Origin of the sequence: Hydrogenophaga crocea (genome assembly GCF_011388215.1) — a bacterium.
Taxonomy (GTDB): domain Bacteria; phylum Pseudomonadota; class Gammaproteobacteria; order Burkholderiales; family Burkholderiaceae_C; genus Hydrogenophaga; species Hydrogenophaga crocea.
The window spans coordinates 1,928,013-1,954,276 of sequence record NZ_CP049989.1; the positions used below are offsets into that span (position 1 = coordinate 1,928,013).

Here is a 26,264-nt window from a genome sequence, read left to right on the forward strand (position 1 = left end):
CATGACCCCCCGCGAGACCCAGCCCACCCCGAGCAAGGAAGCCATCGACGCCCTGCCCCCCTTCCCCGTGCTCGGTCTGGACCGCATCACCCTGGTGCAGACCGGCGCCCAGGCCGCCGAAGCCGCCGCCGCGCTGCGCGCCCACCCGCTCTGGGGTTTCGACACCGAGTCGCGCCCCACCTTCCTCAAGGACCAGGTGTCCGACGGCCCGCACGTGGTGCAGCTGGCCACCGAGAGCCATGCCTGGGTCTTCCAGCTGCACGACCCGGCCTGCCGCGCACAGGCGGCCGAGCTGCTGGCCGACCCCGCGCACCGCAAGGCCGGCTTCGGCCTGCGTGACGACCAGGTGCGCATCCGGGACAAGCTGGGCGTGCAGGCCGCCAGCGTGCTCGAACTCAACGTGGTGTTCCGCGAGCGCGGCTACCGCAAGGACATGGGCGTGAAGGCCGCCGTGGCCGTGCTGTTCGGCCAGCGCTTTGCCAAGAGCAAGAAGGCCGCGACGAGCAACTGGTCGGCGCGTGTGCTGGGCGAATCGCAGCTGGTGTACGCGGCCAACGACGCCTGGGCCGCGCGGCTGGTGGCTCAGGCCTTGGGCCTGGGCTGATCGGCGGGCTCCCCGAGCAACCAGCTTTTCACCAAGTCGTTGAACTCGGCGGGCTTTTGCTTCATGAGCCAGTGGCCGGCCTCGAGGCCGCGCGCCGCGCAGCCGGGCTGGCGGCCCAGGTGGCGCACCCAGGCGTCCGAATGAAACATGAAGGGCTTGCGCCGGCCGTAGATGAAGAGCCCGGGCAGGCTTTCGCCCATGAGCTTGCGCACCGGCGCCATGCCGTGCAGCCCGCCGTAGGCCTTGAACCAGCCCATGGCATAGGGGTAGTTCATTTCCCAGCCGATGAGCTGCGGGTCGTTGCGGCAGCCGATGGTGCGCGCCATCCAGCGCGTCATGCGGTTGGCCAGACCCGGCAGGTGGGGGCCGAGCTTCCAGGCCACCGCGAGCCAGAGCTGGTAGCCCGCGATCATGAGTTTCTCGCGCAGAGTCAGGCCGCCCAGGTAGTCGCGCGAGTTGTGGTCGCCGATGTCCACGCCCACCACACGCGCCACACGCTCGCGGTGGCGCGCCGCGAACTCGTAACCGAAGGCACAGCCCCAGTCATGCAGCACCAGGGTCACGGGCTGCTCGGGACTCACCGCGTCGGCAATGCGGCGCATGAGGGTGCTGAGTTCGTCGAGCGAAGCGGGCCGCACGCCCTTGACCAGATCAAAGCCCGGCAGGTGAAAGCGCACGCAGCGAAAGTGCGGCGCGAGTTCGGCCACGGTGGCGTCCCACAACGCGGGCGTGTCGGGCCAGCCGTGCACCATGAGCAGGGTGTGCTCGCCGCGGCCGTCGATGAAGACGTCGACATCGTCGATCACCAGATCGGGCGCCACCCCGGGCACGGTGTCCGCCTCGGGCGGCGCGGACGCGGTCACAGCGCGCGCCCCAGCCGGGCAATGCCCTCTTCGATCTTGTCGATCGGCGCGGTGGCGAAGCTCAGGCGCAGCGTGGCGTGTTCGGGCTGGGTGGCGTAGAACGGCGCGCCTGGCACGAAGGCCACGCCCTGCTCGATCGCCTTCTTCGCGAACACCGCGCCGTCGCTCACCTTGCCGCCCGCGCCGGTGAGCCGCGCCCACACGAACAGGCCGCCCTGCGGCTCGACGAATTCGATGGCGTCGCCGAGCTCGCGGCGCAGCGCCTGGCACATGGCCCGGGCACGCTCGGCGTACACCTGGCGCACGCGCGCCAGCGTGCCGGGCATGCGGCCGGCCTTGAGGTACTGCTCGGCCGTGGCCTGGGCGAAGGTGCTGGTGTGCGCGTCGCTGAACTGCTTGCACATGGTGGCCTTGGCCAGCAGCTCGGCCGGCGCCACCATCCAGCCCACACGCAGGCCGGGGCTGAGCACCTTGCTCAGCGAACCGCAGTGCACCAGGCGCTCGCGTGCGCCGGGCACGCTGTCGGCCAGGGCCAGCAGGCTGGGCGGCGGCGCGTCGCCGAAGTACAGGTCGCCGTAGGGGTCGTCTTCCACGATCAGGGTGTCGTGCTTCACGGCCATCTGCAGGATGGCCTGGCGCCGCGCCAGGCTGGTGAGCGCGCCACTGGGGTTGCCGAAGGTGGGAATGAGGTAGACGAACTTGGGCTTGTGCTCGGCGATCAGCGCCTCGAGCCGGTCGGTCTGCGCGCCCTCGCCGTCCACCGGCACGGTGATGAGCTCGGCGCCGTAGAGGCGGAAGCATTGGATCGTGGCGAGGAAGGTCGGGCCCTCGACGATGACCTTGTCGCCGGGGGAGATGAGCGTCTTGCCCAGCAGGTCCAGTGCCTGCTGGCTGCCGGTGGTCACGATCAGGTCGTTCGCGGCCACGCCGCGCGCGCCCTTGGACGCCATGAACTGCGCGAGCTGCTCGCGCAGCGGCGGGTGGCCTTCGGTGGCGCCGTACTGCAGCGTGGCGCCGGGGTTGTCGGTGAGCGCGGCGTTCACCGCCTCGCGAATGCCGTCCACGTCGAACATGTTGCTGTCGGGGAAGCCGCCCGCGAAGCTGATGATGCCGGGCTTGCCCAGCAGCTTGAAGAGCTCGCGGATGGCGGAGGTTTCGACGTTGTTCAGGCGGTCGGCGAAAGGCGTGGTGAAGGGCATGGGCGAAACGGCTCGGGCGTGGCAAAAGCCGCATTGTCACCAAACCGGCGGCGTTCGTCGCCGCCGCCGCCCCCGGGCTGACCCCGATAGACTGCGCGCCCATGAAACGCGAGCAGATCGAAGCCTTCTTTGCCACCCTCAAGGCCGCCAACCCCACGCCGCAGACCGAGCTCGAATACACCAGTGTGTTCGAGCTGCTGGCCGCCGTGCTGCTGTCGGCCCAGGCCACCGACGTGGGTGTCAACAAGGCGACGCGCAAGCTCTTCGCCGTGGCGAACACGCCGCAGGCCATCCTCGACCTCGGGCTCGAAGGCCTGGAGGGCTACATCAAGACCATCGGCCTGTACCGCAGCAAGGCGCGCCACCTCATGGAGGCCTGCCGCCTGCTGGTGGAGCGCCATGGCGGCGAGGTGCCGCGCAGCCGCGAGGCGCTCGAAGCCCTGCCCGGCGTGGGCCGCAAGACCGCCAACGTGGTGCTCAACGTGGCCTTCGGCGAACCCACCATGGCAGTGGACACGCACATCTTCCGCGTCAGCAACCGCACCGGCCTGGCCCCGGGCAAGACGCCGCTTGCGGTGGAGCTGCAGCTCATGAAGCGCGTGCCGCCGGCCTATGCGGTCGACTCGCACCACTGGCTGATCCTGCACGGCCGCTACGTGTGCCTGGCGCGCAAGCCGCAATGCTGGCGCTGCGCCGTGGCCGCCTATTGCGACTTCAAGCCGAAGACGACAGGCTGAGCCGCGGCCCGCGCTCGCCGCCGAGCCGCGCCACCAGCCAGGCGATGCCCGGGTCGTCCACCGCGCGCCGGCTCAGCGCAAGCTGGTGGCGGAAGGGGTCGAGCGCGAACGGCACCGCGGCCGCCTTGAAGCGCTCGCCCGCGTGCCGCGGCAGCAGGTCGCGCGGCGCGGTCAGCAGCAGGTCGGTCGACTCGAGCAGGCCCAGGGCGACCTCGAAGTGCGCCGCGACCAGCCGGATGCGCCGTTCGTGGCCCAGCCGCGCAAGCGTCTGGTCGACCCCGCCAAAGGCGCCGGGCTGCACCAGCACCTGCAGGTGCTCGGCCTGCAGATAGGCCTGCAGCGTCAGCGGCCGGCGCGCCAGCGCGTGTCCGCGCCGCATGAAGCAGGCGTAGGGCACCTCGGCCAGGGTGCGCACGGCGATGGTGTCGTCGGCGCTGTTGAAAACGCCGAGCGCGAGATCGAGCGCGCCCGAGCGGATCATGTCGGCCGCGTGCGTGCGCCCCACGTGCAGCAGTTGCAGGCGCACCTGCGGCGCCTCGTGCAGCAGCCGCCCGATCACGGGCTGCAGCACCACCCGCGCGGCGTGGTCCGAGCAGCCCACCTGGAAGTGCCGCTGCGAGGCGGCGGGGTCGAAGGCACTGGCCATGGCGAACACGCGCTGCGCGCGCAGCAGCAGCGCACGCACCTCGTCCTGCAGCGCCACCGCCTTGGGCGTGGGCACCATGGCGCGGCCGCGGCGCACCACGATGTCGTCGCCGCAGGCGGCGCGCAGGCGCGCCAGCGCGTGGCTCACCGCGGGCTGCGTGAGCGCGAGCCGGTCGGCCGCGCGCGACACGCTGCGCTCGGTCATCACGGTGTCGAACACCACCAGCAGGTTCAGGTCGAGGCGTCGCAGGTCCATCGAAACATTATGAATGCGCTTCATGCGCACGCATGGCGAAACGTCATTGGACGCGTTATGACCAGCTTCCTACAGTGCGGACCAGCCCTGCATTCACCCGCTGCATGGCCGCCGCCCACAACGAAGGAGACCGCATGAACCTGCCCCCCGCGCGCCGCGCCCTCCGGCCCGGCGCCCCCACCACGACCCCGCGCCGCCGCCTGCTGGCCGCGCTCGGCGCCGCCCTGCTCGGCGCCGGCGTGGGCCCGGCACGCGCCGCCAGCGGCTGGCCCGACAAGCCGGTGCGCATCATCGTGCCCTTCGGCGCCGGCGGCAGCACCGACGCGCTCGCGCGCATCGTGGGCAGCAAGCTCAGCGAGGCCATCGGCCAGCCGGTGGTGATCGACAACCGCGCAGGCGCCGCCGGCGCCATCGGCGCCCAGGCCGTGGCGCGCGCGCCCGCCGACGGCCACACCCTGCTGCTGGCCACCAGCAGCACGCACGCGGTGCTGCCCCACCTGCGCAGCCTGCCCTACGACGCGGTGAAAGACTTCACGCCCATCGCGCGCATCGCCTCGGCACCCAACGTGCTGGTGGTGAGCCCGGGCCTCAAGGTCACGAGCGTGAAGGAGCTGGTGCAGATCGCCGCGGCGCGCGAGGGCGGACTGAGCTACTCGTCCAGCGGCAACGGCACCGTCACCCACCTGATTGCCGCCGACTTCGTGCAGCGCGCGGGCCTGCGCGCGCGCCACGTGCCCTACAAGACCGGCATCCAGGCCCTGCCCGAGTTGAACAGCGGCCAGATCGATTTCGCCTTCGACAGCATCGTGTGGACCCTGCCCCAGGCCCAGGCCGGCAAGCTGCGCGCGATCGCCATCGGCAGTGCCGAGCGCTCGCCGCTCGCGCCCGATCTGCCCACGCTGCGCGAGGCCGGCTTCAGCGGTTTCGACGGCACCACCTGGTTCGCGCTCATGGGCCCGGCCGGCCTGCCGGCCACGGTGGTGGCCGAGCTGAGCCGCCACCTCAACGCGGTGCTGCGCGACCCCGACCTGCGCGCGCAGTTCGAACGCCAGGGCGCCGAGCCCCTGGGCGGCACGCCCCAGGCGCTCGAACGCCTGGTGCAAGACGACGGCAAACGCTGGGCCGGCGTGATCGCGGCCGGCGGCATCAAGATGGACCAATGAACGCGATCGACCCCACCATGACCTCTGCTTCCCCTGCGCCCCTCCCCCACTTCCGCGACCTGGTCGCCAGCGAACGCCCGCTGGTGCTGCCCGGGGCGCACGACGCGCTCTCGGCCCTGCTGATCCGCCAGGCCGGCTTCAAGGCCTACTTCATCGGCGGCTTCCCCGTGGTGGGCGTGCGCCACGGCCTGCCCGACATCGGCCTGGCCACGCTGGGCGAGATCTCGGCCGCCGTGCGCGACATCCTCGCGGTGTCCGACCTGCCGGTGCTGGTCGACGTGGACAACGGCTACGGCGACGTGAAGAACGTGGTGCACGCGGTGCACACCTACGAGAAGATGGGCGCGCAGGCGCTGTTCTTCGAAGACCAGGTCTCGCCCAAACGCTGCGGCCACATCGCGGGCAAGGAACTGCTGCCCTGCGAAGAGATGGAGCGCCGCATCCGCGCCGCCGCGAACGAGCGCCGCGACCCGCGCACCTTCATCATCGCGCGCACCGACGCGCGCGAGGTCTACGGCATGGACGAGGCGCTGCGCCGCGGCGAGCGCTACGCGCGCGCGGGCGCCGACGGCCTGTTCATCGAGGCCCCCGAATCGGTGCAAGAGCTCGAGCAGATCGGCCGCGCGCTCGCGGGCACGCCGCTCATGGCCAACATGCTCGAAGGCGGGCGCACGCCCATCCTGCGCCCGGCCGAGCTCGAAACCCTGGGCTTTCGCATCGTGATCTACGGCATCTCGCTGCTCATGCGCAGCGTGCGCGTGATGCAGGACTCGCTGGCCGACCTGCGCAGCGGCGAGCTGCGCCTGGTGGGCAGCGGCGTGGGTTTCGAGGAGTACAAGCGCATCGTGGGCTTCGATCGCTGGTCGGCGCTCGAAAACCGCTACGCAGGCTGAGCCCGCGCGCCTCAGAAGCCGAGTTCGAGCAGCCCGCCCGGCGCGGGCGCTTCGCGCGGCCACTCGGCGGCCGACGCGATGCGGCGCGGCCCGTGGGCCTTGAGGTAGAGCGCCGCGCGGATCACGCCCGCGTGCGTCACCCAGGCCGCTTCCTGCACGCCCGCTGCGTGCAGCTCCAGGATCAGCGCGGCCACGCGGTCGATCACCTGCTGGGTGCATTCCTCGCCGCCGAAGCGGTGCTGCGCGAAGTCGCCGGTCCAGGCGTCGAACGCGGCCTGCGGCACCGCGGCCCAGGGCTGCATTTCCCAGCGGCCGAAGTCCATCTCGTTGAGGCGCTTGTCCACGCGCGCGGCGCCCAGGTCGGGCCGCTCGCGCTGCAGCACCGCGGCCAGTTGCTGCGCGCGCATCAGGCCCGACACCCACAGCGGCACGAAGCGCGGCAGCCGCGCGGCCGCGGCCTGCGCCGCCGTGAGCGTGGCGTCGGCGCGCGCGGGCGCGTCGGTGATGCCGTAACAAAGGCCGTCGGGCAAAGCCACGGCGGCGTGGCGGATCAACCAGAGTTTCATGAAGCCGGAGAAAGTGCCAGGGCAAAGCCCAAGTAGAACAGCAGTTCGCTCAGTTGCTGTGTCGCGCCCAGGCCGTCGCCGGTGAAGCCCTGCAAGCGGCGCATGAGCCAGCGGCGCATCCAGGCCGCGGCCAGGACCGCGCCCAGCAGGCCGCTCCACCAGGGTGCGGCCGGGTACAGCCCCGCCACCAGCAGCAGCGCCAGGGCGGTCCACAGGCCGCCCGCGAACAGCGCGCCCGCCGACAGGCTGTCGGCCAGCGGCTTGCTCTTGGAGCCGGCCGCGTCGCCCACGTGGGCCATGCTGAAGATCAGCAGCAGCGGCGTGCCGCGCGACACCACCTGGGCCATGAACAGCACCGCCACCGCGCGCAGCGCATCGGTCTGCGCGAGCAGCGCGAGCAAGGCGACCTTGGCCAGCAGCGCGAGCACCAGCGCGATCGCGCCGAAGCTGCCGATGCGCGAGTCTTTCATGATCTCGAGCGCACGCGCCCGGTCGGCGCTGCCGCCCAGGCCGTCGCAGAGGTCGGCCAGGCCGTCTTCGTGGAAGGCGCCGGTCATGCACACGCCGGCCACCGTGGCCCCGACCGCCGCCACCCAGGGCGCCGCGGCCACGGGTGGCAGGCCCCACAGCAGGCCGAAGAACACCGCGCCCACCACCACGCCCACCAACCAGCCCACGCCGGGAAAGTGCGCGGCGCTGGCGCGCAGCATGGCCGGGCTGAAGCCCACCCAGTCGGCGAGGCGGCCGGTCACGGGCACGCGCGTGAAGAACTGCAGCGCGAGCAGGTAATGCCTGAGGAAGCGGCTCAGCGGGTTCACGGCGCGCTCAGGTGCGGGCCACGGCGGCATCGCTGCCGGCGGTGGACACGCCCGCGCTCTCGAAGCTCGCCATTTCGTTGAGCACGGCGCAGGCGCTCGTGAGCAGCGGCCAGGCCAGCGCCGCGCCCGAGCCCTCGCCCAGGCGCAGGCCGAGGTCGAGCAGCGGCTCGGCGCGCAGGTGCGCGAGCATCAGCGCGTGGCCGCGCTCGCCCGATCGGTGCGCGAACACGCAGCGCTGCAGCACGTGCGGGCGCAGCTGGCTGGCCACCAGCACCGCGCTGGTCGCGATGAAGCCGTCGACCACGATCACGCGGCGCTCGGCCGCGGACTGCAGCACCGCACCCACCAGCGTGGCGATCTCGAAGCCGCCGAAGGCCGCGAGCGCGGCCAGCGGGTCGCGCGCGGCCTCGTGGCGCTGCAGCACGGCGCGCAGCACGCCGATCTTGCGCACCACGGCCTCGGCGTCGAGCCCGGTGCCGGCACCGGTCACGTCGGCCACGTCGAAGCCGCCCAGGCGCGCGAGCAGCAGCGAGGCCGCGCTGGTGTTGCCAATGCCCATCTCGCCGAGCAGCAGCGCGTTGCCCGGCAGCGCGCGCACCAGCCCGCGGCCGTTGGCGATCGCCTCATCGCGCTGGGCCGCGCTCATGGCCGGGCCTTCGAGCGCATCGGCCGTGCCGGGCGCGATCTTGCGGATCTGCAGGCCCGCGCGCGGCGCGAAGTCGTGGCGCACGCCGCAGTCGACCACGGTGAGCGCCAGGCCGTGCTGGCGCGCGAGCACGCTCACGGCCGCGCCGCCCGCGAGGAAGTTCTCCACCATCTGCCAGGTCACGTCGCTCGGGTAGGCCGACACGCCGCGCGCGGCCAGGCCGTGGTCGGCCGCGCACACCAGCATCTGCGGCTCCCGCAGCCGCGGCGCGGCGCTGCCCAGGATGGCGCCGATGCGCAACGCGAGGCGCTCGAGCCGCCCCAGCGAGCCCAGCGGCTTGGTCTTGTGGTCGAGCGCGTGCTGCAGCGCGCGCGCGAGCGCGTCGTCGTGCAGGTCGTCGATCTCGGGAATGGGGGGCATGGCGGGCGAGGACATGGGGTGTCTCCTTCGGCGGGGTGGTCAGGGCGCCACGAGCGCGTCGAGCGCGGCGGCGTCGAGGTGGGCAGCGAGCGCGTCGGCCAGGCGGTCGAACACCGTGTCCAGCGTGGGAACGGTGGCGCCGAACAGGGCCTGCAGCACGCGCGGGTCTTCGAACAGGCCGTGCAGGTACAGGCCCAGCACGTTGCCGGCGGTGTTCTGCCAGGCCAGGCCGGGCAGCACCTCGTTCGCGAGCGCGCCGGCCGCGGCCATGGCGGGGTGCGGCGCGGTCTGGCCGTGGTGGATCTCGTAGCCGCTGAGGTCCACGTGCGAGAGCGCGGCCCAGGGGCCGGTGAGCGCAGCAAAGCGCGCGTCGGTGCGGCGCACGGTCTTGTCGCGCGCGAAGCTGGTCACCAGCGGGAGCAGGCCCAGGCCGGGCGCGTTGCCGTCGATGCCTTCGGTGTCGATCAGCGCCTCGCCCAGCACCTGAAGGCCGCCGCACACGCCCAGCACCCGGCCGCCGCGCGCGGCGTGCCCGGCCACCCAGCGGTCCAGGCCCTGCTCGCGCAGCCAGGCCAGGTCGGCCGCGGTCGACTTGCTGCCGGGCAGCACGACCACGTCGCTTGCGCCCAGGTGCGCGAGCTCGGCCGGCGAACGCGCCCACTGCAGGCGCACGCCGGGCACGTTCTTGAGCGGCTGGAATTCATCGAGGTTGCTGATGCGCGGCCAGGCGACCACGGCCACCGTGGTGTGCACCGCGCCCGAGGCGTTGCTGCGGTCGTCGAAAACACCATCCTCTTCGGGCAGACCGTGGCGCCACTGCATGGGGATCACGCCCACCGTGGGCACGCCCGTGAGGGCTTGCAGCTGTTCGGGCGCGGGCGCGAGCAGGGCCGCGTCGCCGCGAAACTTGTTGAGCACGAAGCCGCGGATGCGCGCGCGGTCGGCCTCGGGCAGCAGGGCCCAGGTGCCGTAGAGGTGGGCGAAGGCGCCGCCGCGGTCGATGTCGGTCACGAGCAGGCAGCGCGCGTTCGCCTCGCGCGCCACGCGCAGGTTCACGATGTCGCTGGCCATGAGGTTGATCTCGGCCGGCGAGCCCGCGCCTTCGATCACCACCACGTCGTGCTCGGCGATCAGGCCGTGCAACGCGGCGCGCACCGTGGGCCAGGCGCGCTCGCCGCGCTCGCGCCAGGGCAAGGCCGTGAGCGCAGGGTCGACCCGGCCCATGAGCACGTACTGGCTGTGCGTGTCGGCCTCGGGCTTGAGCAGCACGGGGTTCATGCGCACCTCGGGCTCGGCGCGCGCCGCGAGCGCCTGGAAGTACTGGGCAGAACCGATTTCGCCGCCCTGCACCACCCGCGCGTTGTTGCTCATGTTCTGCGCCTTGAACGGCGCGACCCTCAAGCCCTGGCGCGCGTAATGGCGGCACAGCGCCGTGGCGAGCCAGCTCTTGCCCGCACCGCTGCTGGTGCCCAGCACCATCACGCAGACCGCGGCCATGGGCTTCAGCCCTGCCGCGCGCGCAGGCCCAGCCGGGCCAGCAGCGCCTGATCGGCCGCCACGTCGGGGTTGCCGGTGGTGAGCAGCTTGTCGCCGTAGAAGATGCTGTTGGCGCCGGCCTGGAAGCACAGGGCCTGCACCGCCTCGCCCATCTGCTGGCGCCCGGCCGACAGGCGCACGCGCGCGCGCGGCATGGTGATGCGCGCCACCGCGATGGTGCGCACGAACTCGAAGGGGTCGAGGTCGGGCTGATCGGCCAGCGGCGTGCCCGCCACCTTCACGAGGTGGTTGATGGGCACCGACTCGGGGTAGTCGGGTGCGAGGTTGGCGAGCTGTGCGATCAGGCCCGCGCGCTGGCGGCGCGACTCGCCCATGCCCACGATGCCGCCGCAGCAGACCTTCACGCCCGCGCCGCGCACGCGCTCCAGCGTGTCGAGCCGGTCCTGGTAATCGCGCGTGCTGATGATGTCGCCGTAGAAACCGGGGTCGCTGTCGAGGTTGTGGTTGTAGTAATCGAGTCCGGCGTCGCGCAGTTGCTCGGCGTGGCCCTCGGCCAGCATGCCCAGCGTGGCGCAGGCCTCCAGGCCTTCGGCCTTGACGGCGCGGACCAGCTCGGCCACGGCCTCGACGTCGCGGTCTTTGGGCGCGCGCCAGGCCGCGCCCATGCAAAAGCGCGTGGCGCCCGCGGCGCGCGCGGCCTGAGCGGCGGCGCGCACGGCGTCCACGCCCATGAGCTTGCCGGCCTGCACGCCGGTGTCGAAGTGCACCGACTGCGGGCAGTAGCCGCAGTCTTCGGGGCAGCCGCCGGTCTTCACCGACAGCAGCGTGGCCAGCTCGACCTCCTGCGGGTCGTGGTGTTCGCGGTGCACGGTCTGCGCGCGGTGCAGCAGCTCGGCGAAGGGCAGCGCGAACAGGGCCTCGATCTGCTCGACCGACCAGCGCCCTGTTTCCAGGGCCACGGCGGCGGCGCGCGGGTGCAGCGTGACGGGGTGTTCGGTGATCGGGGTCATGGGCTTTCCTCTTGAACAGGGCGGCGATTGTCACCGGCGGCGGCGCGCCAGGCCTGCTGCAGCGCGCGCTGCTCGTCGGGCGGCCGCACGCCGAGCCGCACGTGGCCCGGCAGGCCGAACGAGGCGCAGTCGCGCAGCTTCACGCCGTGCGCGCGGCGCAACGCGGGCAAGAGCCCGGCCTGGGCCGCATCGGCCAGCCGGGCAACGAAGAAGTTGGCCCCGCCGGGCAGCACGGTCCAGCCCAGCGCCTCGCACAGCGCCACCTGCTGCGCTTTCCAGGCGCGCAGCGTGTCCAGGCTGTCGCGCAGCCACTGCTGCGCGGCGGGCGTGGTCCAGGCCAGCAGCATGGCTTCGGCGTGCGCGCCCAGCGGCCACGAGGGCGCGAGCGCGCGCAGGTCCTGCGCGGCGTCTTCGGCGCCCGCTGGCGCGATGGCGTAAGCCCCGCGCACGCCCGTGAGACCCAGGGCCTTGTTGGGTGTCCAGAGTTGCCACACACGATCGAGGTCGCGCGTGTCCAGGCTGGAGCGCCCGCTCAGGCGCAGCGGTTCGTAGGCGCGGTCGAGCACCACGGTGGCGGCCTGCGCCGCCACGTCGGCAGCGGCCGGCTCGGGCCCGCCGGTGGGGCTCGCGGGTTCGCAGAGCCAGGCGAGGTCGGCCTGCGCGGGGCCGTGCACCGGCGCGAGCCGCCAGGCCGCGGCCGCGTGCGCGTAGTCGCCATAGGCGTGGGCGGGCCGCCACACGCGCGTACCGCCCGCGCGCGCCACCCAGGCCGTGATGCGGCCGATGAATTCGCTCGCGCTCGCGGCGGGCACGATGCGTTCGGGCGCCACGCCGTGAAAGCGCGCGAGCGCCTCGATCAGCGCGGTGCTCGCCGGGTCGGGGTAGTGGCGCGGGTCGGCCGCCTGCACCGCGGCGAGCGCGGCGGGACACGGCCCGCAGGCGTTGGCGTTGGTCGAAAAATCGAAGGCCGGCACGCCGAGCGCGTCGCTGCCGCCGTGGGTGGCTTGCAGCGGGTTCATGCGATCACTCCCCACGCGCCCGCCACCGCGGCCACCGTGGCCAGCCACGCGATCGCGCCCACCGCGCGGCCCGCGCGGCGCAAGGCGCGCGCAGTATCGGCGGCCTCGGGCGCGCGGCCCTGGGCGTGCAGCGCGTAGACGCCGGGCTTGCGCAGGCACAGGCCCAGCGCGAGCGCCATGGCTGCCATGGGCCAGCCGCTGTTGGGCGAAGGCGTGCGGCGCGCCTCACGCCGCAGCGCGCCCCAGTGGCGCGGCGCGCACAGCAACAGCGCGGTCAGGCGCGCGGGCAGCCAGGAGAGCGCGTCGTCGGCGCGCGCGGCCCATTTGCCGGCCCAGGTCCAGTCGCGGCCGTTGCGTTCGCCGCAGTAGCCCCACATGGCGTCGGCGGTGTTGGCGAAGCGGTAGAGCGCGGCGCCGGGCAGGCCCGCAAGCGCGAACCAGAACAGCGGCGCGACCACCGAATCGTTGAGGTTCTCGGCCAGCGACTCGATCGCGCTCTCGCGCACCTGCGCGGCGTCGAGCGCGGCCACGTCGCGGCTCACGAGCCAGCCCAGGCGCGCGCGGCCGGCATCCAGCGACTGGCCGAGCGCGGCCTCGACCGCCGCCACCTCGTCGCGCAGCATGCGCCAGGCCAGCAGGGGTTTGAGCAGCAGGCCCAGCAGCAGCACCTGGGCCCAACCGGACGCGCTGCGCGCGACCCAGCCCAGCGCCACGGCCAGGGCCAGCACCAGCAGCGCGCCCAGGCACCAGGCCAGCGCGCCACCGACGAAGGCGCGCGCGCGCCGCGACTCGGCCTGGACGGGCAGCGGCGCGATGCGCCGCCCCATGAAGCCCAGGTAATGCCCCATGGCCACCACCGGGTGCCAGCGCGCGGGCGGCTCGCCGAAGACCCGGTCGATGGCGAGCGCGAGCAGCGCCGCAAGCGGCAGCACCAGGCCCGCGGGCCATGCGCCTGTCACCGCATCCGCCACCGCGTCCGTCAGCGCGCTCATCCCGTCGCCTGCGCCCCATGCGGCGGCAGCTTGGCGAGGATGCCGTTGCGCAGCCGCTCGGGCCGCTGGTTGCGCAGCAGCTGGCCGTCGGCGGCCTCGGCGTGCATCGCGGCGCAGCGCAGCGCGTCGCGCGCGGTGGCGGCGTCGGGCTGCAGGTCGCCGAACAGGTAGCTCGGTTTGCCAGGCGCCTGCAAGGCCAGGGTGCAGGCGCGGCCGCAGGCGCTCATGCAGGCCTGGCCGCGCACGCGCACGCGGCGCAGGGCCTCGGCGGGCAGGTCGAACTGCGCGTGCTGCACGGCTTCGAACAGCGTGGCGCCGGCCGCGGGCGCCTCGCGCGAATCGCCTTCGGGGCGGCAGGTGGTGCAGACCACCAGTTCGGTGATGACCGCGTCGGCAACGGGAGGCTGGGGCAGCTCGCTCATCAATCTTCGATGCCGCGCTGGGCCGGCACGCCGGCGTTGAAGTGGTGCTTGACCAGCGCCATCTCGGTGACGGTGTCGGCCAGGGCGATCAGCTCGTCGGGCGCGCCGCGGCCGGTGAGCACCACGTGCACGTGCGGCGGCCGCTCGCGCAGCGCGGTGAGCACCGCGTCCAGCGGCACCCAGCCGTAGCGCAGCGGGTACATGATTTCGTCGAGCACCACCATGAAGTGCTCGCCCGCGCGCAGCGTGGCCTCGGCCCGGGCCCAGCCGGCGCGGGCCAGTTCGGCCGAGTGCTCGAGGTCGCGGCTCTTCCAGCTGAAGCCGTCGCCCAGGCCTTCGATGGGTATGCCCAGTTGCTCGAACAGGCGGTGTTCGCCGAAGCGCGCCGAAGGCACCTTCATGAACTGGTAGACCTTGACCGCCTTGCCGCGCCCGTGCGCGCGCAGCGCCAGGCCGAAGGCCGCCGTGCTTTTGCCTTTGCCGTTGCCGGTGTGCACCAGCACCAGGCCACGGCGCTCGCCTTGCGGCTTGGGGGTGTCGCGGTCCACCGGCGGAGATTCGATCTGCATGGGGTTTCCTTGAAAGCGGGCGGCTCAGACCGGCAGCGCGACCCAGCGGTCGTTCAACTGGTGGATCGCGATGCGGTGGTCGAACACGGCCTCGAGCGCGCGGTGGGTGGCGGGGTCGTCGCAGGCACCGTGGTGGCGCACGCGGCCCTGGTCCACCACCAGCAGGCGGTCGGCGTGCAGCGCCACGCCGATCTCGTGCAGCACGCTCACCACCGTCTTGCCCTGCGCCACCAGGCCGCGCACCAGTTGCAGCCAGTCGGCCTGGTGCGGCGGGTCGAGGTTGGCCAGGGGCTCGTCCATCAGCAGCACCTGCGCGTTCACCGCGAGCAGGCGCGCGAGCAGCACGCGCTGGCGTTCGCCGCCCGAGAGCGCGCCGAGCGCACGCTCGCGCCAGTCCCAGGCCTGGGTGGCGCGCAGCGCCTGCTCCACGGCGGCGCGGTCGGCGGCCGAGGGCTGGGCCAGCCAGGCCTGGTGCGGCAGGCGGCCCAGCATGGCCACGTCCCACACGCTCAGGTCGTCGGCGCCGTGTTCGCCCTGCCCCAGCCAGGCCAGGGCGCGTGCGCGTTCGCGGCCGCGCCAGGCCGCGAGCGGGCGGCCCAGCAACTGCACCTCGCCGCTGTGCGGCAGCAGGCCTGCGAGCGCCTTGAGCAGCGTGGACTTGCCCGCGCCGTTGGGGCCGACCACGCTGGTCCAGCGCGCCGCGGGCAGCGCGATGGACACGCCGTGCAGCACCTCGGCCTCGCCGAGCACCACGCCGAGCGCGGTGGTCTGCAGCGCGGCGTTCACAGGCCACCCCCGGGCCGGCGCCGCCGGTGCATGAGCCAGAGCAGGTAGCTGCCGCCGAGCACCGCGGTGAGCACGCCCACAGGCAGTTCCTGCGGCGCGATGACCCAGCGCGCGAGCACGTCGGCCGCCATCAGCAGCAAGCCGCCCATGAAGGCGCTGAGCACCACGAGGCGGCCGTGCGTGGTCTTCACCAGCGAGCGCACCAGGTGCGGCGCGGCCAGGCCCACAAAGGCGATCAGCCCGGTCTGCGCCACGGCCGCGCCGGTGGCCAGGGCGAGCACGCCCACCAGCACGGCGCGCACGGCGGCCAGCGGCAGGCCCAGGCTGATGGCGGTGGCCTCGCCGAGCGCGAGGCCGTCGAGCACGCGGCCCAGCAGCGCCGACACCAGCAACGCGGCCAGCAGCATGGCGGCCATGACGCCGCAGGCGGCCCAGCCCACGAAGCCCGTGGTGCCGAGCATGAAGCCCTGCATGGCCTGCAGCGTGTCGGGCTCGGCGATGGTGACGAGGTCGCGCGCGGCGCCGAGCACCACGCCCACGATCACGCCCGCGAGCAGCAGGCGCAGCGTGTGCTGCACGCCGCGCGCCAGCACCAGCGTGAGCACCACGCCCACCACCGCGCCCGCAAACGCCGCGCCCGTGAGGCCCAGGCGCACCAGCCACTGCGTGGCCAGGGCGCTGGTGCCGACCAGGGCCAGTGCGATCGCCACGCCCAGGGCCGCGCCCGAGGCGCTGCCCAGCAGATAGGGGTCGGCCAGCGGGTTGCGGAACAGGCCTTGCGCGACCGCGCCGGCCAGGCCCAGCAGGCCACCCGCCACCCATGCGCCCAGGGTGCGCGGCAGCCGGATGTCCCAGAGGATCTGCCAGGCCACGGGGTCGTGGCGCGCGTTGAGCACGCTGTCCAAGCCGGTGCTGCCCACGCCCGCGCCGAGCAGCAGCACGAGCAGGCCGGCCGCGATCAGCGCCGCGGCGAGCCAGAGGCTGTGCGCGCGGCCGTTCATGCGCCCTGGCCTTTCTTTTCGATGCAGCGCGCGAGGATGCGCGCGGCCTCGGCCATGCGCGGGCCGGGCCGCACGAGCACGTCGGACTCGTCGGTGCTGAAGATGCACACGCGCTGCTCCCGCAGCGCGCGCAGGTTGCGCCAGCCCGGGCGCTGCTCCAGGCCCGCGGCGTTGCGCACGCCGATCAGGATCAGGTCGGGGTTGGCGCGCACCACGTACTCGGGGTTGATGCGCGGAAACGGCCCCAGATCGGGCGTGACGATGTTCTGCACGCCCAGGCGCGTGAGGGTTTCGCCGATGAACGAGCCCGGCCCGGCCGCGTAACCGCCGGTGCTGACCTCGTAGTACACGCGCAGCGGGCGCGCGCGCTGGGGCAGCGACTGCGCGGCCGCCGACACGCCGGCGTCGATCGCGCGCCAGATGCGCTGCGCGTCGGGCACCTCGAGCAGGGTGCCGAGCTTGGTCATCACGCGCTGCGCATCGGCCGCGCTGCGCGGCTCCAGCGCCACCACCTTGAGGCCGAAGCCTTCGAGCCGCTGCACGCCGCGCGACGAGGTGGCCATGAGCACGAGGTCGGGCTTGAGCGCCACGATGGCCTCGATGTTGGGGTCGATGCCGCCGCCGGTCTTGGGCAGCGCGCGCACCGCGGCGGGAAAGTTCGAGTAACGGTCCACGCCCACCAGGCGGTGGCACTGGCCGAGCTCGCACACGGTTTCGGTGAGCGAGGGCAGCAGCGAGACGATGCGCTGCGGCGCCTGCGCCAGCGTCACGGCCACGCCGCGGTCGTCGGTGATGCGGATCTCGGCCGCGTGCAGCGCGCTGCACAGGCCCAGCGCGAGCGCGAAGAACAGGCGGATCGGGTTCATGGCGATTTGAGGATGAGCGGCAGGCCGGCGGCCATGAAGGTGACGCGCTCGCAGGCGCGCGCCACGGCCTGGTTGAGGCCGCCGAGCGCGTCGACGAAGGCGCGGGTCTCGCGGCCCAGCGGGATCACGCCCAGGCCGATCTCGTTGCCCACCAGCACCACCGGGCCGGGGGCCGCGGCGATCGCGCGCACCAGCGCATCCTGCGGTGCGGCGGGGTCGGCGGCTTCGCCGCTGGCGGGCATGAGCAGGTTGGTGAGCCAGAGCGTGAGGCAGTCGACCACCACCAGGGTGTGCGGCGCGGCCTGCGCGCCCAGCGCCTCGGCCAGCGCCAGCGGTTCTTCGAGCGTGACCATGCCGGGCACGCGCGCGGCGCGCTCGCGCTGGTGGCGCGCGATGCGCGCGCGCATCTCCTCGTCCCAGGGCTGGGCGGTGGCGATCAGCACGGCGCGGTGGGTGGCGTCGGCGTCGAGCCACTGGCGCGCGAGCGATTCGGCGCGGCGCGACTTGCCGCTGCGCTGGCCGCCCAGGATGAATTCGCTGCGCGCGAACACGGGCGCGGTGTCAGCCATGGCGCGCGCTCCACTGCAGCACGATGCGGTGCAATTGCTCGACGCCGTCGGTGAGCGCGGCCGGGCCGGGCTGCAGGATGTCGGCCGACTTGATCTCGAACAGCTGCGCGTCGCGCACCGCGGGCACGGCCTGCCAGCCGGCGCGCGCGGCCACGCGCTCGGGCCGGAATTTCTTGCCGCACCACGAGCCCACGACGATGTCGGGCGCGCGCTCGACGATGCGCTGCGGCTCGCCGATGATGCGGTCTTTGCCCAAGGGCATGGCGGCGAGCTCGGGGAAGCAGTCGTCGCCGCCGGCGATGCCCATGAGCTCGGAGACCCAGCGGATGCCGCTGATGCACGGGTCGTCCCATTCTTCGAAGTACATGCGCGGGCGGCGCGGCAGCGCGCGGCCCGCGGCGGCGATGGCGTCGAGCCGCGCGCGCGTGCGGTCGATCCAGGCCTGGCCCTCGGCCACGCGGTCGACCAGCGCGGCCACCTGGAACAGCATGTCGAAGATCTGCGCCACGCTGCGCTGGTTGAACACCACCACCTGCACGCCATGGCGGATCAGCGCGGCGGCGATGTCGGCCTGCAGGTCGGAGAAGCCGAACACGCAGTCGGGCCGCAGCTCGAGGATCTTGTCGATCTTGGCGCTGAGGAAGGCGCTGACCTTGGGCTTTTCCTCGCGCGCGCGGCGCGGCCGCACGGTGTAGCCCGAGATGCCCACGATGCGCGCCTCTTCGCCGAGCAGGTAGAGCCACTCGGTGGTTTCTTCGGTGAGGCAGACGATGCGCTGCGGGCCTCGGCTCATGGCGCGGGTTCCTCCAGGAACAGCGAAGCCGTGGCCGCAGGGCTGGATGCGAACCAGGCGTGGAAGTAGCTCGCGCGCAATGCGCCGTGGCGGTACAGCGCCTCGCCCGGGCCGCCGCGCGGGGGCTCGGTGTGCCCCGCAGGCGCCAGCGGCGAGGTGGTGCGCGAATGGTGGAAGGTGTGGCCGCGCAGCGTGCCCGCGGGCAGCGCGAGTTGCTGAGGCCCCAGCGCCACCAGGCGCGGCTGCAGCGCGGCCTCGCCGGGCAGCAGGCCCCACATGCGGTGCGTGCTGCCGTCGTGCGGGCGCAGCGTGTCCATGAGCAGCAGCATGCCGCCGCACTCGGCCCACACCGGTTTGCCGGCCTGCAGGTGCGCGGCCAGGCCCGCGCGGCAACGCTGCGCGGCGCTCAGCGCGGCCGCGTGCAGCTCGGGATAGCCGCCGGGCAGCCACACCGCGTCGCACGGTGGCAAGGGCTCGTCGGCCAGCGGCGAGAAGAAGGCCAGCTCGGCGCCCAGGCTGCGCAGCGTGTCGAGGTTGGCGGGGTAGATGAAGCAGCAGGCGGCGTCGCGCGCGATCGCCACCGTGCGGCCCGCGAGCGGGCGGCCGATGTGGGGGGCGGGCTCGGGGGCGTCGAAGATCACGGTCCAGCGCGCGAGTGCGGCGCTGTCCATCGCGCCCAGTGGCGTGGTCGCGAGGGCGTCGGCCGCGGCGTCGAGCCGGGCCAGCGCGTCGGGCAGCTCGGACGCCACGGTGAGGCCGAGGTGGCGCTCGGGCAGCGAGAAGGCGGCGTCGCGCATCACCGCACCGAGCCAGTCCGGTGCGCCCTCGCCCAGCGCGTCCTGCAGCATCTGCGCGTGGCGCTCGCCGGCCACGCGGTTGGCGAGCACGCCGGCCCAGGGCAGGCCGGCGCGGAAGTGGCGCAGGCCGAAGGCCAGCGCGCCGAAGGTGCCGGCCATGGCCGAGGCGTCGATCACCGCGAGCACGGGCAGGCCGAAGCGCTGCGCGAGGTCGGCCGCGCTGGGCTGGCCGTCGAACAGGCCCATCACGCCCTCGACCACGATCAGGTCGGCCTCGCCCGCGGCGGCGTGCAGCCGCGCGCGCGCATCGGCCTCGCCGGTCATCCAGAGGTCGAGGTTGTGCACCGGGTGGCCGCTCGCGATTGCGAGCCAGTGCGGATCCAGAAAATCGGGCCCGCACTTGAAGGCGCGTACGCGCCGGCCGGCGCGCGCGTGCAGGCGGGCCAGCGCCGCGGCCACGGTGGTCTTGCCCTGGCCGGAGGCCGGGGCCGCCACGAGGATGGCCGCGGTGCTGTGCGTCACGGCTTGGGCGCCCAGTGCAGCGTGACGTAGGCCGCGCGGCCCGGCTGGTTGTAGCCGTTGGCGGTCTGGTAGTCCTTGTCGCCGATGTTGTTCACGCGCAGCGCGAGCGACCAGTCCTTGGTGAGGGCGTACCGCACGTAGGCATCGACCGTGCCGAAGCCCGGCAGGCGCACGGTGTTGGCCGCGTTGTCGAAACGCTCGCCCACGAGTTGCAGCGCGGTGCCCCAGGTCCAGGCGCCGATGCGGTGGTCGAGCCCGGCGGTGAGGGTTTCGTCGGCGCGGCGCGCGAGTTTCTGGCGCGTGAGCAGGTTGCGCGCGTCCAGCAGTTCGAGGTTGCCGTACCACGACCAGGCGCCGGCCGAACCGGTGTAGCCCAGCGACCAGCCTTCGAGCCGCGCCTGCGGCACGTTGACCACCACGGGCTGCAGCGTGATGAAGCCGCGCACGCGGTTGTCGAAGCGCGTGAGCTTGAGCTCGTGCGCACCGCGCGTGTAGGTGAGGCCGAACTCGCGGTTCTTGCCGCGCTCGGGCTGCGTGGTGGGGTTGCCCGTGAAGAAGGGCGACACGTAGTAGAGCGTGTTGAACGACGGCATCTTGAACGAGGTGCCGTAGGCCAGGTGCGGGCGCCAGTTCGGCGTGAGCTGGTAGCCGTAGCTCGCGAAGCCGGTGGTGGCGCCGCCGAACTGCGAGTTCTCGTCGCGCCGCAGGTTGGCCTGCCACAGGTGCTGGCCCAGGCCGCCCGTGAGGCCGACGAAGGCCGCGTCGGTGGTGCGCGAATTCACCGCATAGGCCTGCGTGCCCGACACCGCTTCCTTGATCGATTCCACGCCCAGCAGCACCGTGCCCAGGCGCGTGGCCTGGTCGTGCTGCAGCGTGATCTGCGTCTGCGCGGTGTTGAACACCGAGGCCACGGGCGTGGTGCCGTAGCTGTCGCCGTCGTCGTCGCTGCGCGCGACCGTCAGGCGCGTGCGCGCGTCGGCGTTCCACTGGCGCGTGAGGCCCCAGCCGAGCACGCGCGTGGTGGTGACCGAGCGGGTGTCGAAGCTGCCCGCCCCCTGGTCGAAGCGGCTAACGCCCTCGGCCTGCGTGAGGTTCAGGTCGGTCGACCAGCCCTCGGCGAAGGCCCAGCGGAACGAGCCGCTGAGCACGTCCTGCCTGGCGCCGTCGCGGTCGGGGTTGAAGTTGCTGCCCACGCGCGGGTTGGTCGAGGAAAAGCCCTTTTCGCCCAGCGAGCTCGCGTGCAGGCTGTAGCTGAAGCTGTCGGTGCCGCCGCGCACGCCGGCAGCCACTTCGTGGTGGCCTTCGCTGCCCACGGTCACGCTGGCCTCGGGCTGGAAGCCCTTGACGCCGCGCTTGGTGAAGACCTGCACCACGCCGCCCACGGCATCGCTGCCGTACAGCGCCGAGGCCGGGCCCTTGAGCACCTCGATGCGGTCGATGGCCGACAGCGGCAGGTTGTCCCAGTTGGGCGCGCCCGCGGTGGACGAGCCGTAGCGCACACCGTCCACCAGCAGCAGCACCTGGCGCGCTTCGGCGCCGCGCACGAACAGGCTCGATTGTTTGCCGCGGCCGCCGTTGGCCACCAGCTGCAGGCCGGCCTGGCGCGCGAGCAGCTCAGACAGCGTGCGGCCGGTGGATTTCGCCACCGTGTCGGCGTCGATCACGACCACGTCGCTGAGCAGCGCGTCGCTGCGGGTGTCGACGCGCGTGGCCGTGACCACGGTGTCTTTGAGGGTCACGTCGGTCGCGCTCTGGGCGGACACGGGCGCGGCGGCGAACGTGGCCAGCGAGGCCACACAGGCGAGGGGGAGCACGGCCAGGGGCGCGCGCAAGGCAGGGGATTTCATGTTGAACACACAAGCACAGAGCCCTCACCGCCTTCCCCGACGGTGCCTGGGCATCACGGTGGCGCCGCTGGCGCGGCACCACCACCTCGTTGGCCGGTATCCGGGCTGGCAGACCGAACCCCATCGCCTTCCCGGTGCGCGGTGCGCGCCAGTGGCGGTGTGATGGGGCCGGAGCTTCCGGCGGCCTGGGGCCGCCGGTCGTCTCGTCTGCTTACCGTTGCGGGGGCAGCGCAGGTTAGGTTCGCCGCGTCGGCGGCTCGCCCTCCTGCTTCCCGTTGAACTGCGGCGCGTGAACCGCGCCGCGAGCACCAACGGCGTGCATTCTATGCGCGAGCGCCGCCTACAATGACCGACGCATCAAGGATCGCAACCGCCATGGCCGCCTCCAAGCAACTCGACCAGATCACCGAGAAGGTGGAGCGGCTCCTGCTGCGCCACGAAGAGCTACAGCGCACCAACGCGCTGCTCGTCGAGCAGGTGCATGCCCTGCAGGCCGAGCGCGATTCGCTCAAGTCGCGCCTGCTCGCGGCGCGCGCGCGCATCGACGCGCTGCTCGAGCGGCTGCCCGCCACCGAAGAGCGCAAGGAGAGCACATGAACAAGCCCGGCTACAAGCAGATGGAGGTCCAGATCATGGGCCAGAGCTATCTGCTCTCGTGCCCCGTGGGCGGCGAGGCGCTGCTGCTCGAGGCCGTGGAGCGCGTCGATTCGGCCATGTGCCGCATCCGCGACGCGGGCAAGGTCAAGGCGCGCGACCGCATCGCGGTGCTGGCCTCGCTCAACCTCGCCTTCGAGCTCTCGCAACTCGAACGCAAGCAGGCCGAGCGCGAAGCCGAGGCCCAGCAGCAGTTCCAGGCCTCGTCGTTCGCACAGGGCGACGCGAGCGCCTTTGCCGAAGCCGGCGGCGCTTTCGACAACGACCCGATCGATGCGCAGACGCAGCAGCGCGTCGACGACCTGATGCGACGGCTCGACCAGACGCTCGACAAGGACGGAAGGCTGCTCTGAGCCGCACCGCCCGTCATCGCACGGGGGTATGCCGACCGATGGCCCGATCGCGCGGCGCACTGCTTCTAGAATCGCGCTTGTCTGCGGTTCCGTCGGGCTCTCATGTCCTTGAACCAATGCTCATTGAGCACGGGCTTGGTACATTGCGCGGCTGGTGCGAGCGTCTCGCGTCAGACGAACCCGAAGCCGCGTTGCCCTCGCCCACCTGAACCCCGGTTCAGGCTACCGGCCCGGCGCCCAACCGCAGACACCTTTTCTCTCCCATGCCCCTTGAACCCCTGTTGATCGCCGAGCTCGCGCTGCTCGGTGTGGGTACCGGTTTCCTCGCAGGCCTGCTCGGCATCGGTGGCGGCATGCTGATGGTGCCCTTCATCACCTTCATCCTCACGGGCCGCGGCGTCGCACCCGACCTCGCCGTCAAGATGGCCATCGCCACCTCGATGGCCACCATCATCTTCACCAGCATCTCGAGCGTGCGCGCGCACCACAAGCGCGGCGCCGTGCGCTGGGACATCGTGCAGCGGCTCGCGCCCGGCATCGTGATCGGCGCGGGCGTGGCCAGCCTGGGTGTGTTCGCGGTGCTCAAGGGCAGCTGGCTCGCGCTGTTCTTCGCCGCCTTCGTGAGCTTCTCGGCCACGCAGATGCTGATCGACAAAAAGCCCAAGGCCTCGCGCACGCTGCCGGGCACCGCGGGCCAGCTCGGCGCGGGCGGTGTCATCGGCTTCCTCTCGGGTCTGGTAGGCGCGGGCGGCGGCTTCGTCTCGGTGCCCTTCATGACCTGGTGCAACGTGCCCATCCACAACGCGGTGGCCACCAGCGCCGCGCTGGGCTTTCCGATCGCGCTCGCCAACGCCCTGGGCTACGTGGTGTCGGGCCAGGGCGTGGCCAACCTGCCCGCGGCCTCGCTCGGCTACATCTACCTGCCCGCGCTGCTGGTGATCGCGAGCACCAGCGTGCTGATGGCGCCGCTGGGCGTAAAGGCCGCGCACGCGCTGCCCGTGAAGATGCTCAAGCGCGTGTTCGCGGGCATCCTCTTCGTGCTCGCCGCGTACATGCTCTGGAAGGGCCTGACGGCCTGACGCACCGCGCCCTGGGGCGCCCCAGGGCGCTCCCTGGGCGTTCCCCGGGGGGAGAAGTGTTGTTTTCCCCTCTACAAACCCGCGAAACCCCGGGGCGTTCACGCGCGTGAAGCGCGTTTCCTCCTTGGAAGGCGCAAACAACTCCATTAGCATCAACACGCTTGTGCGAGAGCGCGTTCTCCGCAGGCGTACATCAACTTCTAGAAGGATCATCAACATGGCAACTGCGAAGAAAGCCGCCGCGAAAAAAGCGCCGGCCAAGAAGGCGGCTCCGGCGAAGAAGGCCGCTGCCCCGGCGAAGAAAGCCGCTCCGGCCAAGAAGGCGGCCGCCCCCGCCAAGAAGGCCGCTCCGGCGAAGAAGGCCGCTCCGGCCAAGAAAGCCGCCCCGGCCAAGAAGGCCCCCGCGAAGAAGGCCGCTCCCGCCAAGAAGCGCACCCCGAACGCCGCCTTCCTCAAGCCCCTGACCCCCAGCGCCGCTCTGGCCGCGATCGTGGGCGCCAGCCCCCTGCCGCGCACCGAAGTGACCAAGAAGGTCTGGGACTACATCAAGAAGAACAAGCTGCAGGACAGCGTGAACAAGCGCCTCATCAACGCCGACGCCAAGCTGAAGGAAATCTTCAAGAAGGCCCAGGTCACGATGTTCGAACTGACCAAGCTGGTCAACGACCACCTCAAGTGATCGTGCCCCGAACGCGCCGCGCGGCGCGTTCCCCCCGACAAAGCCGACGTTCCGTCGGCTTTGTCGTTTCCGGACGCCCATCGGCCCCAGGGCATCGGTCGGTCGATCACCTATGCGAAACTGAGACGTTCTGTAACAAGCGCGCATGAGCACCCCCTCCGCCCCACCGTCTCTCACCACCGCGCCCGCCGCCGGTGGCATGGCCCTGCCGCCCATGCGGCACAAGACGGTGCTGGTGATCGACCTGGTGGAATCGGTGCGGCTCATGGCCACGCACGAGGCGCAGGTGGTGGCGCTGTGGCGCGGCTTCGTGCACTTCGCCACCACCCAGGTGCTGCCCGAGCGCGGCGGCCGTCTCGTGAAGAGCCTGGGCGACGGCCTGCTGGCCGAGTTCGAGCACCCGGCGCAGGCGGTGCGCGCCGCGCTGGCGCTGCACCGCCACTTCGACGAGGCCAACCGGGACCTGCCCGCGGCACAGCAGCTCTACCTGCGCGCGGGCATCAACGCCACCCGGCTCTACGTGGACGACACCGACGTGTACGGCCACGGCGTGAACCTGGCCGCGCGCGTGGCCGACCTGGCCGCGCCCGGCGAGACCGTGGTGACGGCCAGCGTGTACGACGCCATCGTGGTGGGCGTGGACGCCGATGTGCAGGACCGTGGCGAGAGCTACCTCAAGCACTGGCCCGAACCGGTGCGCACCTGGGCCGTGTCGCCGGTGAACGCGCACACGCCGGTGGTGCGCCTGCCCACGCCGGCCGAATCGGCGAGCGACTTCCGCCCCGGCGTGGCCGTGGTGCCCTTCGAGACGCGCAGCCATGCGGCCGAGCAGTTCGTGATCGGCGAGCTGATCGCCGACGGCGTGATCACCCAGCTCTCGCGCAGCCAGGACCTGCGCGTGATCTCGCGCCTGTCCACCAGCGCCTTCCGCGGCCGCGGCACGCCTGCGGCCGAGGTCGGCCAGCGGCTCGAAGCCTCGTACACGCTCAGCGGCAGTTACGTGACCTTTGGCGACAAGGTGGTGATCACCGCCGAACTCAGCGACAACCGCCGCAACGAGGTGGTGTGGGCCGAGCGGCTGGCGGGCGACACGCTCGACCTGGTGCAGCTCGAGAGCGAGCTCGTCACGCGCCTGAGCGAGGCCACGTCCAACGCGGTGCTGCACCACGTGGTGCAGCGGTCGCTGGTGCAGCCGCTGCCGCAGCTCGAGAGCAATGCGCTCATGCTCGGCGGCATCACGCTGATGCACCGCTCGACACCGCGCGACCTGCAGCGCAGCCAGCAACTGCTCATGGCCGTGATCGAGCGGCACAAGCGCGTGGCGACGCCGTGCGCGTGGCTGGCCAAGTGGCACATCATGCAGGTGGTGCAGGGCCTGGCGCCCGAGCCCGCACAGGCCTTCCGCGAGGCCATCGACATGGCCGACCGGGCCCTGGACCTCGAGCCCAACAGCACGCTGGCGATGGCCATCAAGGGCCATGCGCTGTGCCACCTGGGCGACGACGTGGGCGCGTCGCGGCAATTGCTGGAGCAGGCGACCACGATCAACCCCAACGACCCGATGGCCTGGCTCTACATGGGCTTCTGGAACACCATGTGGGGCGATCCCGCGCTGGCCGTCGAGGCCTGCGAACGCGCGCTGCGCCTGTCGCCGGTGGACCCGCAGACCTACTACTTCCAGATGCTCGCGGCGAACGGCTACCTGGTGGCCGACCAGCTCGAGCGGGTGGTGGCGCTGTGCGAGGCCTCGCTCAAGCACAACCGCTACCACCTGCCCACGCTGCGCGTGCTGATGACGGCGCAGCACGAACTGGGCCGTGCGTCAGAGGCGCGCGACACGTTCAACACCCTGCTGTCGTTGCAACCCGACCTGACCGTCGCGCGCTTCCTGGGCTATGGCTCGGCGAGCCGCTTGCGCCAACGCGGCGCCAACGCCTTGCGGGCCCTGGGCCTGCGCGAACACTGACCAAGGAGGAAACCATGAGTGGAATGTCTGGAA

28 protein-coding genes and 1 riboswitch are annotated in these 26,264 nt (G+C 72.5%); of the genes, 9 read left to right on the top strand and 19 right to left on the bottom strand.

What is annotated here, in order from left to right; all coding sequences use genetic code 11:
- Position 1: 1 nt before the first annotated feature.
- Positions 2-604 (top strand): 3'-5' exonuclease, encoded by a 603-nt coding sequence (locus G9Q37_RS09135; protein WP_166226895.1) that lies wholly within the window; start codon positions 2-4, stop codon positions 602-604.
- Here G9Q37_RS09135 and G9Q37_RS09140 read toward each other — a convergent pair.
- Both G9Q37_RS09140 and G9Q37_RS09145 read right to left on the bottom strand, forming a co-directional pair.
- Entirely contained in the window at positions 583-1,467 is an 885-nt protein-coding gene (locus tag G9Q37_RS09140; protein WP_240936578.1) for an alpha/beta fold hydrolase, read from the bottom strand. The genes G9Q37_RS09135 and G9Q37_RS09140 overlap by 22 nt on opposite strands.
- The gene (locus G9Q37_RS09145; protein WP_166226896.1) at positions 1,464-2,666 is read right to left on the bottom strand and encodes an aminotransferase-like domain-containing protein; all 1,203 of its coding nucleotides are present in this window, start codon (positions 2,664-2,666) and stop codon (positions 1,464-1,466) included. The genes G9Q37_RS09140 and G9Q37_RS09145 overlap by 4 nt, the downstream gene beginning before the upstream one ends.
- A 101-nt stretch (positions 2,667-2,767) precedes the next feature.
- On the opposite strand from G9Q37_RS09145, the gene nth reads away from it, so the two are divergent.
- Positions 2,768-3,403 carry an endonuclease III gene (gene nth / locus G9Q37_RS09150; RefSeq protein WP_166226897.1) on the top strand — a complete coding sequence of 212 codons (636 nt, stop codon included), beginning with the start codon at positions 2,768-2,770 and terminating at the stop codon, positions 3,401-3,403.
- Here nth and G9Q37_RS09155 read toward each other — a convergent pair.
- Positions 3,381-4,304, bottom strand: coding sequence for a LysR family transcriptional regulator (locus G9Q37_RS09155; protein ID WP_166226898.1), 924 nt, complete (start codon positions 4,302-4,304; stop codon positions 3,381-3,383). The two genes, nth and G9Q37_RS09155, sit on opposite strands and share 23 nt — an antisense overlap.
- A gap of 134 nt (positions 4,305-4,438) precedes the next feature.
- Here G9Q37_RS09155 and G9Q37_RS09160 point away from each other — a divergent pair, with 134 nt between their 5' ends.
- On the top strand, positions 4,439-5,467 hold the full coding sequence (locus G9Q37_RS09160) for a Bug family tripartite tricarboxylate transporter substrate binding protein (protein ID WP_166226899.1): 1,029 nt from the start codon (positions 4,439-4,441) through the stop codon (positions 5,465-5,467).
- 17 nt (positions 5,468-5,484) lie between these two features.
- Positions 5,485-6,360 (top strand): isocitrate lyase/PEP mutase family protein, encoded by an 876-nt coding sequence (locus tag G9Q37_RS09165; RefSeq protein ID WP_166226900.1) that lies wholly within the window; start codon positions 5,485-5,487, stop codon positions 6,358-6,360.
- A gap of 11 nt (positions 6,361-6,371) precedes the next feature.
- Here G9Q37_RS09165 and G9Q37_RS09170 read toward each other — a convergent pair whose 3' ends face one another.
- Genes G9Q37_RS09170 through G9Q37_RS09245 form a run of 16 tightly spaced genes read right to left on the bottom strand, consistent with a single transcriptional unit; the run spans position 6,372 to position 21,500 of the window.
- Positions 6,372-6,926 carry a histidine phosphatase family protein gene (locus tag G9Q37_RS09170; RefSeq protein ID WP_166226901.1) on the bottom strand — a complete coding sequence of 185 codons (555 nt, stop codon included), beginning with the start codon at positions 6,924-6,926 and terminating at the stop codon, positions 6,372-6,374.
- Positions 6,923-7,735: an adenosylcobinamide-GDP ribazoletransferase gene (locus G9Q37_RS09175; protein ID WP_240936645.1), complete on the bottom strand. Its 813-nt coding sequence runs from the start codon at positions 7,733-7,735 to the stop codon at positions 6,923-6,925. Before G9Q37_RS09175 ends, G9Q37_RS09170 begins: the two co-directional genes overlap by 4 nt.
- Before the next feature lie 16 nt (positions 7,736-7,751).
- Entirely contained in the window at positions 7,752-8,825 is a 1,074-nt protein-coding gene (gene cobT, locus G9Q37_RS09180) for a nicotinate-nucleotide--dimethylbenzimidazole phosphoribosyltransferase (RefSeq protein ID WP_166226903.1), read from the bottom strand.
- A gap of 24 nt (positions 8,826-8,849) precedes the next feature.
- Positions 8,850-10,307 (bottom strand): cobyric acid synthase, encoded by a 1,458-nt coding sequence (locus G9Q37_RS09185; protein ID WP_240936581.1) that lies wholly within the window; start codon positions 10,305-10,307, stop codon positions 8,850-8,852.
- A gap of 5 nt (positions 10,308-10,312) precedes the next feature.
- Positions 10,313-11,317: a biotin synthase BioB gene (gene bioB, locus G9Q37_RS09190; protein WP_166226904.1), complete on the bottom strand. Its 1,005-nt coding sequence runs from the start codon at positions 11,315-11,317 to the stop codon at positions 10,313-10,315.
- Positions 11,314-12,336, bottom strand: coding sequence for an aminotransferase class I/II-fold pyridoxal phosphate-dependent enzyme (locus G9Q37_RS09195; RefSeq protein WP_166226905.1), 1,023 nt, complete (start codon positions 12,334-12,336; stop codon positions 11,314-11,316). Before G9Q37_RS09195 ends, bioB begins: the two co-directional genes overlap by 4 nt.
- The gene (cbiB, locus tag G9Q37_RS09200) at positions 12,333-13,328 is read right to left on the bottom strand and encodes an adenosylcobinamide-phosphate synthase CbiB (protein ID WP_166226906.1); all 996 of its coding nucleotides are present in this window, start codon (positions 13,326-13,328) and stop codon (positions 12,333-12,335) included. Before cbiB ends, G9Q37_RS09195 begins: the two co-directional genes overlap by 4 nt.
- Entirely contained in the window at positions 13,325-13,750 is a 426-nt protein-coding gene (locus G9Q37_RS09205; RefSeq protein WP_166226907.1) for a DUF1636 family protein, read from the bottom strand. The genes cbiB and G9Q37_RS09205 overlap by 4 nt, the downstream gene beginning before the upstream one ends.
- On the bottom strand, positions 13,750-14,319 hold the full coding sequence (gene cobO, locus G9Q37_RS09210; RefSeq protein ID WP_166226908.1) for a cob(I)yrinic acid a,c-diamide adenosyltransferase: 570 nt from the start codon (positions 14,317-14,319) through the stop codon (positions 13,750-13,752). The genes G9Q37_RS09205 and cobO overlap by 1 nt, the downstream gene beginning before the upstream one ends.
- A 24-nt stretch (positions 14,320-14,343) precedes the next feature.
- Complete coding sequence (locus G9Q37_RS09215) at positions 14,344-15,105, bottom strand: ABC transporter ATP-binding protein (protein ID WP_166226909.1); 762 nt, start codon at positions 15,103-15,105, stop codon at positions 14,344-14,346.
- On the bottom strand, positions 15,102-16,106 hold the full coding sequence (locus tag G9Q37_RS09220) for a FecCD family ABC transporter permease (protein WP_166226910.1): 1,005 nt from the start codon (positions 16,104-16,106) through the stop codon (positions 15,102-15,104). The genes G9Q37_RS09215 and G9Q37_RS09220 overlap by 4 nt, the downstream gene beginning before the upstream one ends.
- Complete coding sequence (locus G9Q37_RS09225) at positions 16,103-16,972, bottom strand: ABC transporter substrate-binding protein (protein WP_166226911.1); 870 nt, start codon at positions 16,970-16,972, stop codon at positions 16,103-16,105. Before G9Q37_RS09225 ends, G9Q37_RS09220 begins: the two co-directional genes overlap by 4 nt.
- Positions 16,969-17,541 carry a bifunctional adenosylcobinamide kinase/adenosylcobinamide-phosphate guanylyltransferase gene (cobU, locus tag G9Q37_RS09230; protein WP_166226912.1) on the bottom strand — a complete coding sequence of 191 codons (573 nt, stop codon included), beginning with the start codon at positions 17,539-17,541 and terminating at the stop codon, positions 16,969-16,971. Before cobU ends, G9Q37_RS09225 begins: the two co-directional genes overlap by 4 nt.
- Positions 17,534-18,334 (bottom strand): ABC transporter substrate-binding protein, encoded by an 801-nt coding sequence (locus G9Q37_RS09235; protein ID WP_166226913.1) that lies wholly within the window; start codon positions 18,332-18,334, stop codon positions 17,534-17,536. The genes cobU and G9Q37_RS09235 overlap by 8 nt, the downstream gene beginning before the upstream one ends.
- Positions 18,331-19,653 carry a cobyrinic acid a,c-diamide synthase CobB gene (locus G9Q37_RS09240; RefSeq protein ID WP_166226914.1) on the bottom strand — a complete coding sequence of 441 codons (1,323 nt, stop codon included), beginning with the start codon at positions 19,651-19,653 and terminating at the stop codon, positions 18,331-18,333. Before G9Q37_RS09240 ends, G9Q37_RS09235 begins: the two co-directional genes overlap by 4 nt.
- Complete coding sequence (locus G9Q37_RS09245) at positions 19,650-21,500, bottom strand: TonB-dependent receptor domain-containing protein (RefSeq protein WP_166226915.1); 1,851 nt, start codon at positions 21,498-21,500, stop codon at positions 19,650-19,652. Before G9Q37_RS09245 ends, G9Q37_RS09240 begins: the two co-directional genes overlap by 4 nt.
- A gap of 74 nt (positions 21,501-21,574) precedes the next feature.
- Positions 21,575-21,828: riboswitch (cobalamin riboswitch) on the bottom strand.
- Between the two features lie 47 nt (positions 21,829-21,875).
- Between G9Q37_RS09245 and G9Q37_RS09250 the strand changes: the two genes are divergently transcribed.
- The 5 genes from G9Q37_RS09250 (at position 21,876) to G9Q37_RS09270 (ending at position 26,231) form a co-directional block, all read left to right on the top strand.
- On the top strand, positions 21,876-22,097 hold the full coding sequence (locus G9Q37_RS09250; protein WP_166226916.1) for a DUF904 domain-containing protein: 222 nt from the start codon (positions 21,876-21,878) through the stop codon (positions 22,095-22,097).
- Positions 22,094-22,507 carry a cell division protein ZapA gene (locus tag G9Q37_RS09255; protein ID WP_166226917.1) on the top strand — a complete coding sequence of 138 codons (414 nt, stop codon included), beginning with the start codon at positions 22,094-22,096 and terminating at the stop codon, positions 22,505-22,507. Before G9Q37_RS09250 ends, G9Q37_RS09255 begins: the two co-directional genes overlap by 4 nt.
- Before the next feature lie 263 nt (positions 22,508-22,770).
- Positions 22,771-23,586 carry a sulfite exporter TauE/SafE family protein gene (locus G9Q37_RS09260; protein WP_166226918.1) on the top strand — a complete coding sequence of 272 codons (816 nt, stop codon included), beginning with the start codon at positions 22,771-22,773 and terminating at the stop codon, positions 23,584-23,586.
- A gap of 217 nt (positions 23,587-23,803) precedes the next feature.
- Complete coding sequence (locus tag G9Q37_RS09265) at positions 23,804-24,265, top strand: SWIB/MDM2 domain-containing protein (protein WP_166226919.1); 462 nt, start codon at positions 23,804-23,806, stop codon at positions 24,263-24,265.
- A 145-nt stretch (positions 24,266-24,410) separates the two neighbouring features.
- Complete coding sequence (locus G9Q37_RS09270; protein WP_166226920.1) at positions 24,411-26,231, top strand: adenylate/guanylate cyclase domain-containing protein; 1,821 nt, start codon at positions 24,411-24,413, stop codon at positions 26,229-26,231.
- The last annotated feature ends 33 nt before the right edge of the window (positions 26,232-26,264 follow it).

Coding starts and splice junctions, on each gene's coding strand:
- G9Q37_RS09135 (WP_166226895.1), top strand. CDS start 2: ATGACCCCCCGCGAGACCCAGCCCACCCCGAGCAAGGAAGCCATCGAC.
- G9Q37_RS09145 (WP_166226896.1), bottom strand. CDS start 2,666: ATGCCCTTCACCACGCCTTTCGCCGACCGCCTGAACAACGTCGAAACC.
- nth (WP_166226897.1), top strand. CDS start 2,768: ATGAAACGCGAGCAGATCGAAGCCTTCTTTGCCACCCTCAAGGCCGCC.
- G9Q37_RS09155 (WP_166226898.1), bottom strand. CDS start 4,304: ATGGACCTGCGACGCCTCGACCTGAACCTGCTGGTGGTGTTCGACACC.
- G9Q37_RS09160 (WP_166226899.1), top strand. CDS start 4,439: ATGAACCTGCCCCCCGCGCGCCGCGCCCTCCGGCCCGGCGCCCCCACC.
- G9Q37_RS09165 (WP_166226900.1), top strand. CDS start 5,485: ATGACCTCTGCTTCCCCTGCGCCCCTCCCCCACTTCCGCGACCTGGTC.
- G9Q37_RS09170 (WP_166226901.1), bottom strand. CDS start 6,926: ATGAAACTCTGGTTGATCCGCCACGCCGCCGTGGCTTTGCCCGACGGC.
- cobT (WP_166226903.1), bottom strand. CDS start 8,825: ATGTCCTCGCCCGCCATGCCCCCCATTCCCGAGATCGACGACCTGCAC.
- G9Q37_RS09185 (WP_240936581.1), bottom strand. CDS start 10,307: ATGGCCGCGGTCTGCGTGATGGTGCTGGGCACCAGCAGCGGTGCGGGC.
- bioB (WP_166226904.1), bottom strand. CDS start 11,317: ATGACCCCGATCACCGAACACCCCGTCACGCTGCACCCGCGCGCCGCC.
- G9Q37_RS09195 (WP_166226905.1), bottom strand. CDS start 12,336: ATGAACCCGCTGCAAGCCACCCACGGCGGCAGCGACGCGCTCGGCGTG.
- cbiB (WP_166226906.1), bottom strand. CDS start 13,328: ATGAGCGCGCTGACGGACGCGGTGGCGGATGCGGTGACAGGCGCATGG.
- G9Q37_RS09205 (WP_166226907.1), bottom strand. CDS start 13,750: ATGAGCGAGCTGCCCCAGCCTCCCGTTGCCGACGCGGTCATCACCGAA.
- cobO (WP_166226908.1), bottom strand. CDS start 14,319: ATGCAGATCGAATCTCCGCCGGTGGACCGCGACACCCCCAAGCCGCAA.
- G9Q37_RS09220 (WP_166226910.1), bottom strand. CDS start 16,106: ATGAACGGCCGCGCGCACAGCCTCTGGCTCGCCGCGGCGCTGATCGCG.
- G9Q37_RS09225 (WP_166226911.1), bottom strand. CDS start 16,972: ATGAACCCGATCCGCCTGTTCTTCGCGCTCGCGCTGGGCCTGTGCAGC.
- cobU (WP_166226912.1), bottom strand. CDS start 17,541: ATGGCTGACACCGCGCCCGTGTTCGCGCGCAGCGAATTCATCCTGGGC.
- G9Q37_RS09235 (WP_166226913.1), bottom strand. CDS start 18,334: ATGAGCCGAGGCCCGCAGCGCATCGTCTGCCTCACCGAAGAAACCACC.
- G9Q37_RS09245 (WP_166226915.1), bottom strand. CDS start 21,500: ATGAAATCCCCTGCCTTGCGCGCGCCCCTGGCCGTGCTCCCCCTCGCC.
- G9Q37_RS09250 (WP_166226916.1), top strand. CDS start 21,876: ATGGCCGCCTCCAAGCAACTCGACCAGATCACCGAGAAGGTGGAGCGG.
- G9Q37_RS09255 (WP_166226917.1), top strand. CDS start 22,094: ATGAACAAGCCCGGCTACAAGCAGATGGAGGTCCAGATCATGGGCCAG.
- G9Q37_RS09260 (WP_166226918.1), top strand. CDS start 22,771: ATGCCCCTTGAACCCCTGTTGATCGCCGAGCTCGCGCTGCTCGGTGTG.
- G9Q37_RS09265 (WP_166226919.1), top strand. CDS start 23,804: ATGGCAACTGCGAAGAAAGCCGCCGCGAAAAAAGCGCCGGCCAAGAAG.
- G9Q37_RS09270 (WP_166226920.1), top strand. CDS start 24,411: ATGAGCACCCCCTCCGCCCCACCGTCTCTCACCACCGCGCCCGCCGCC.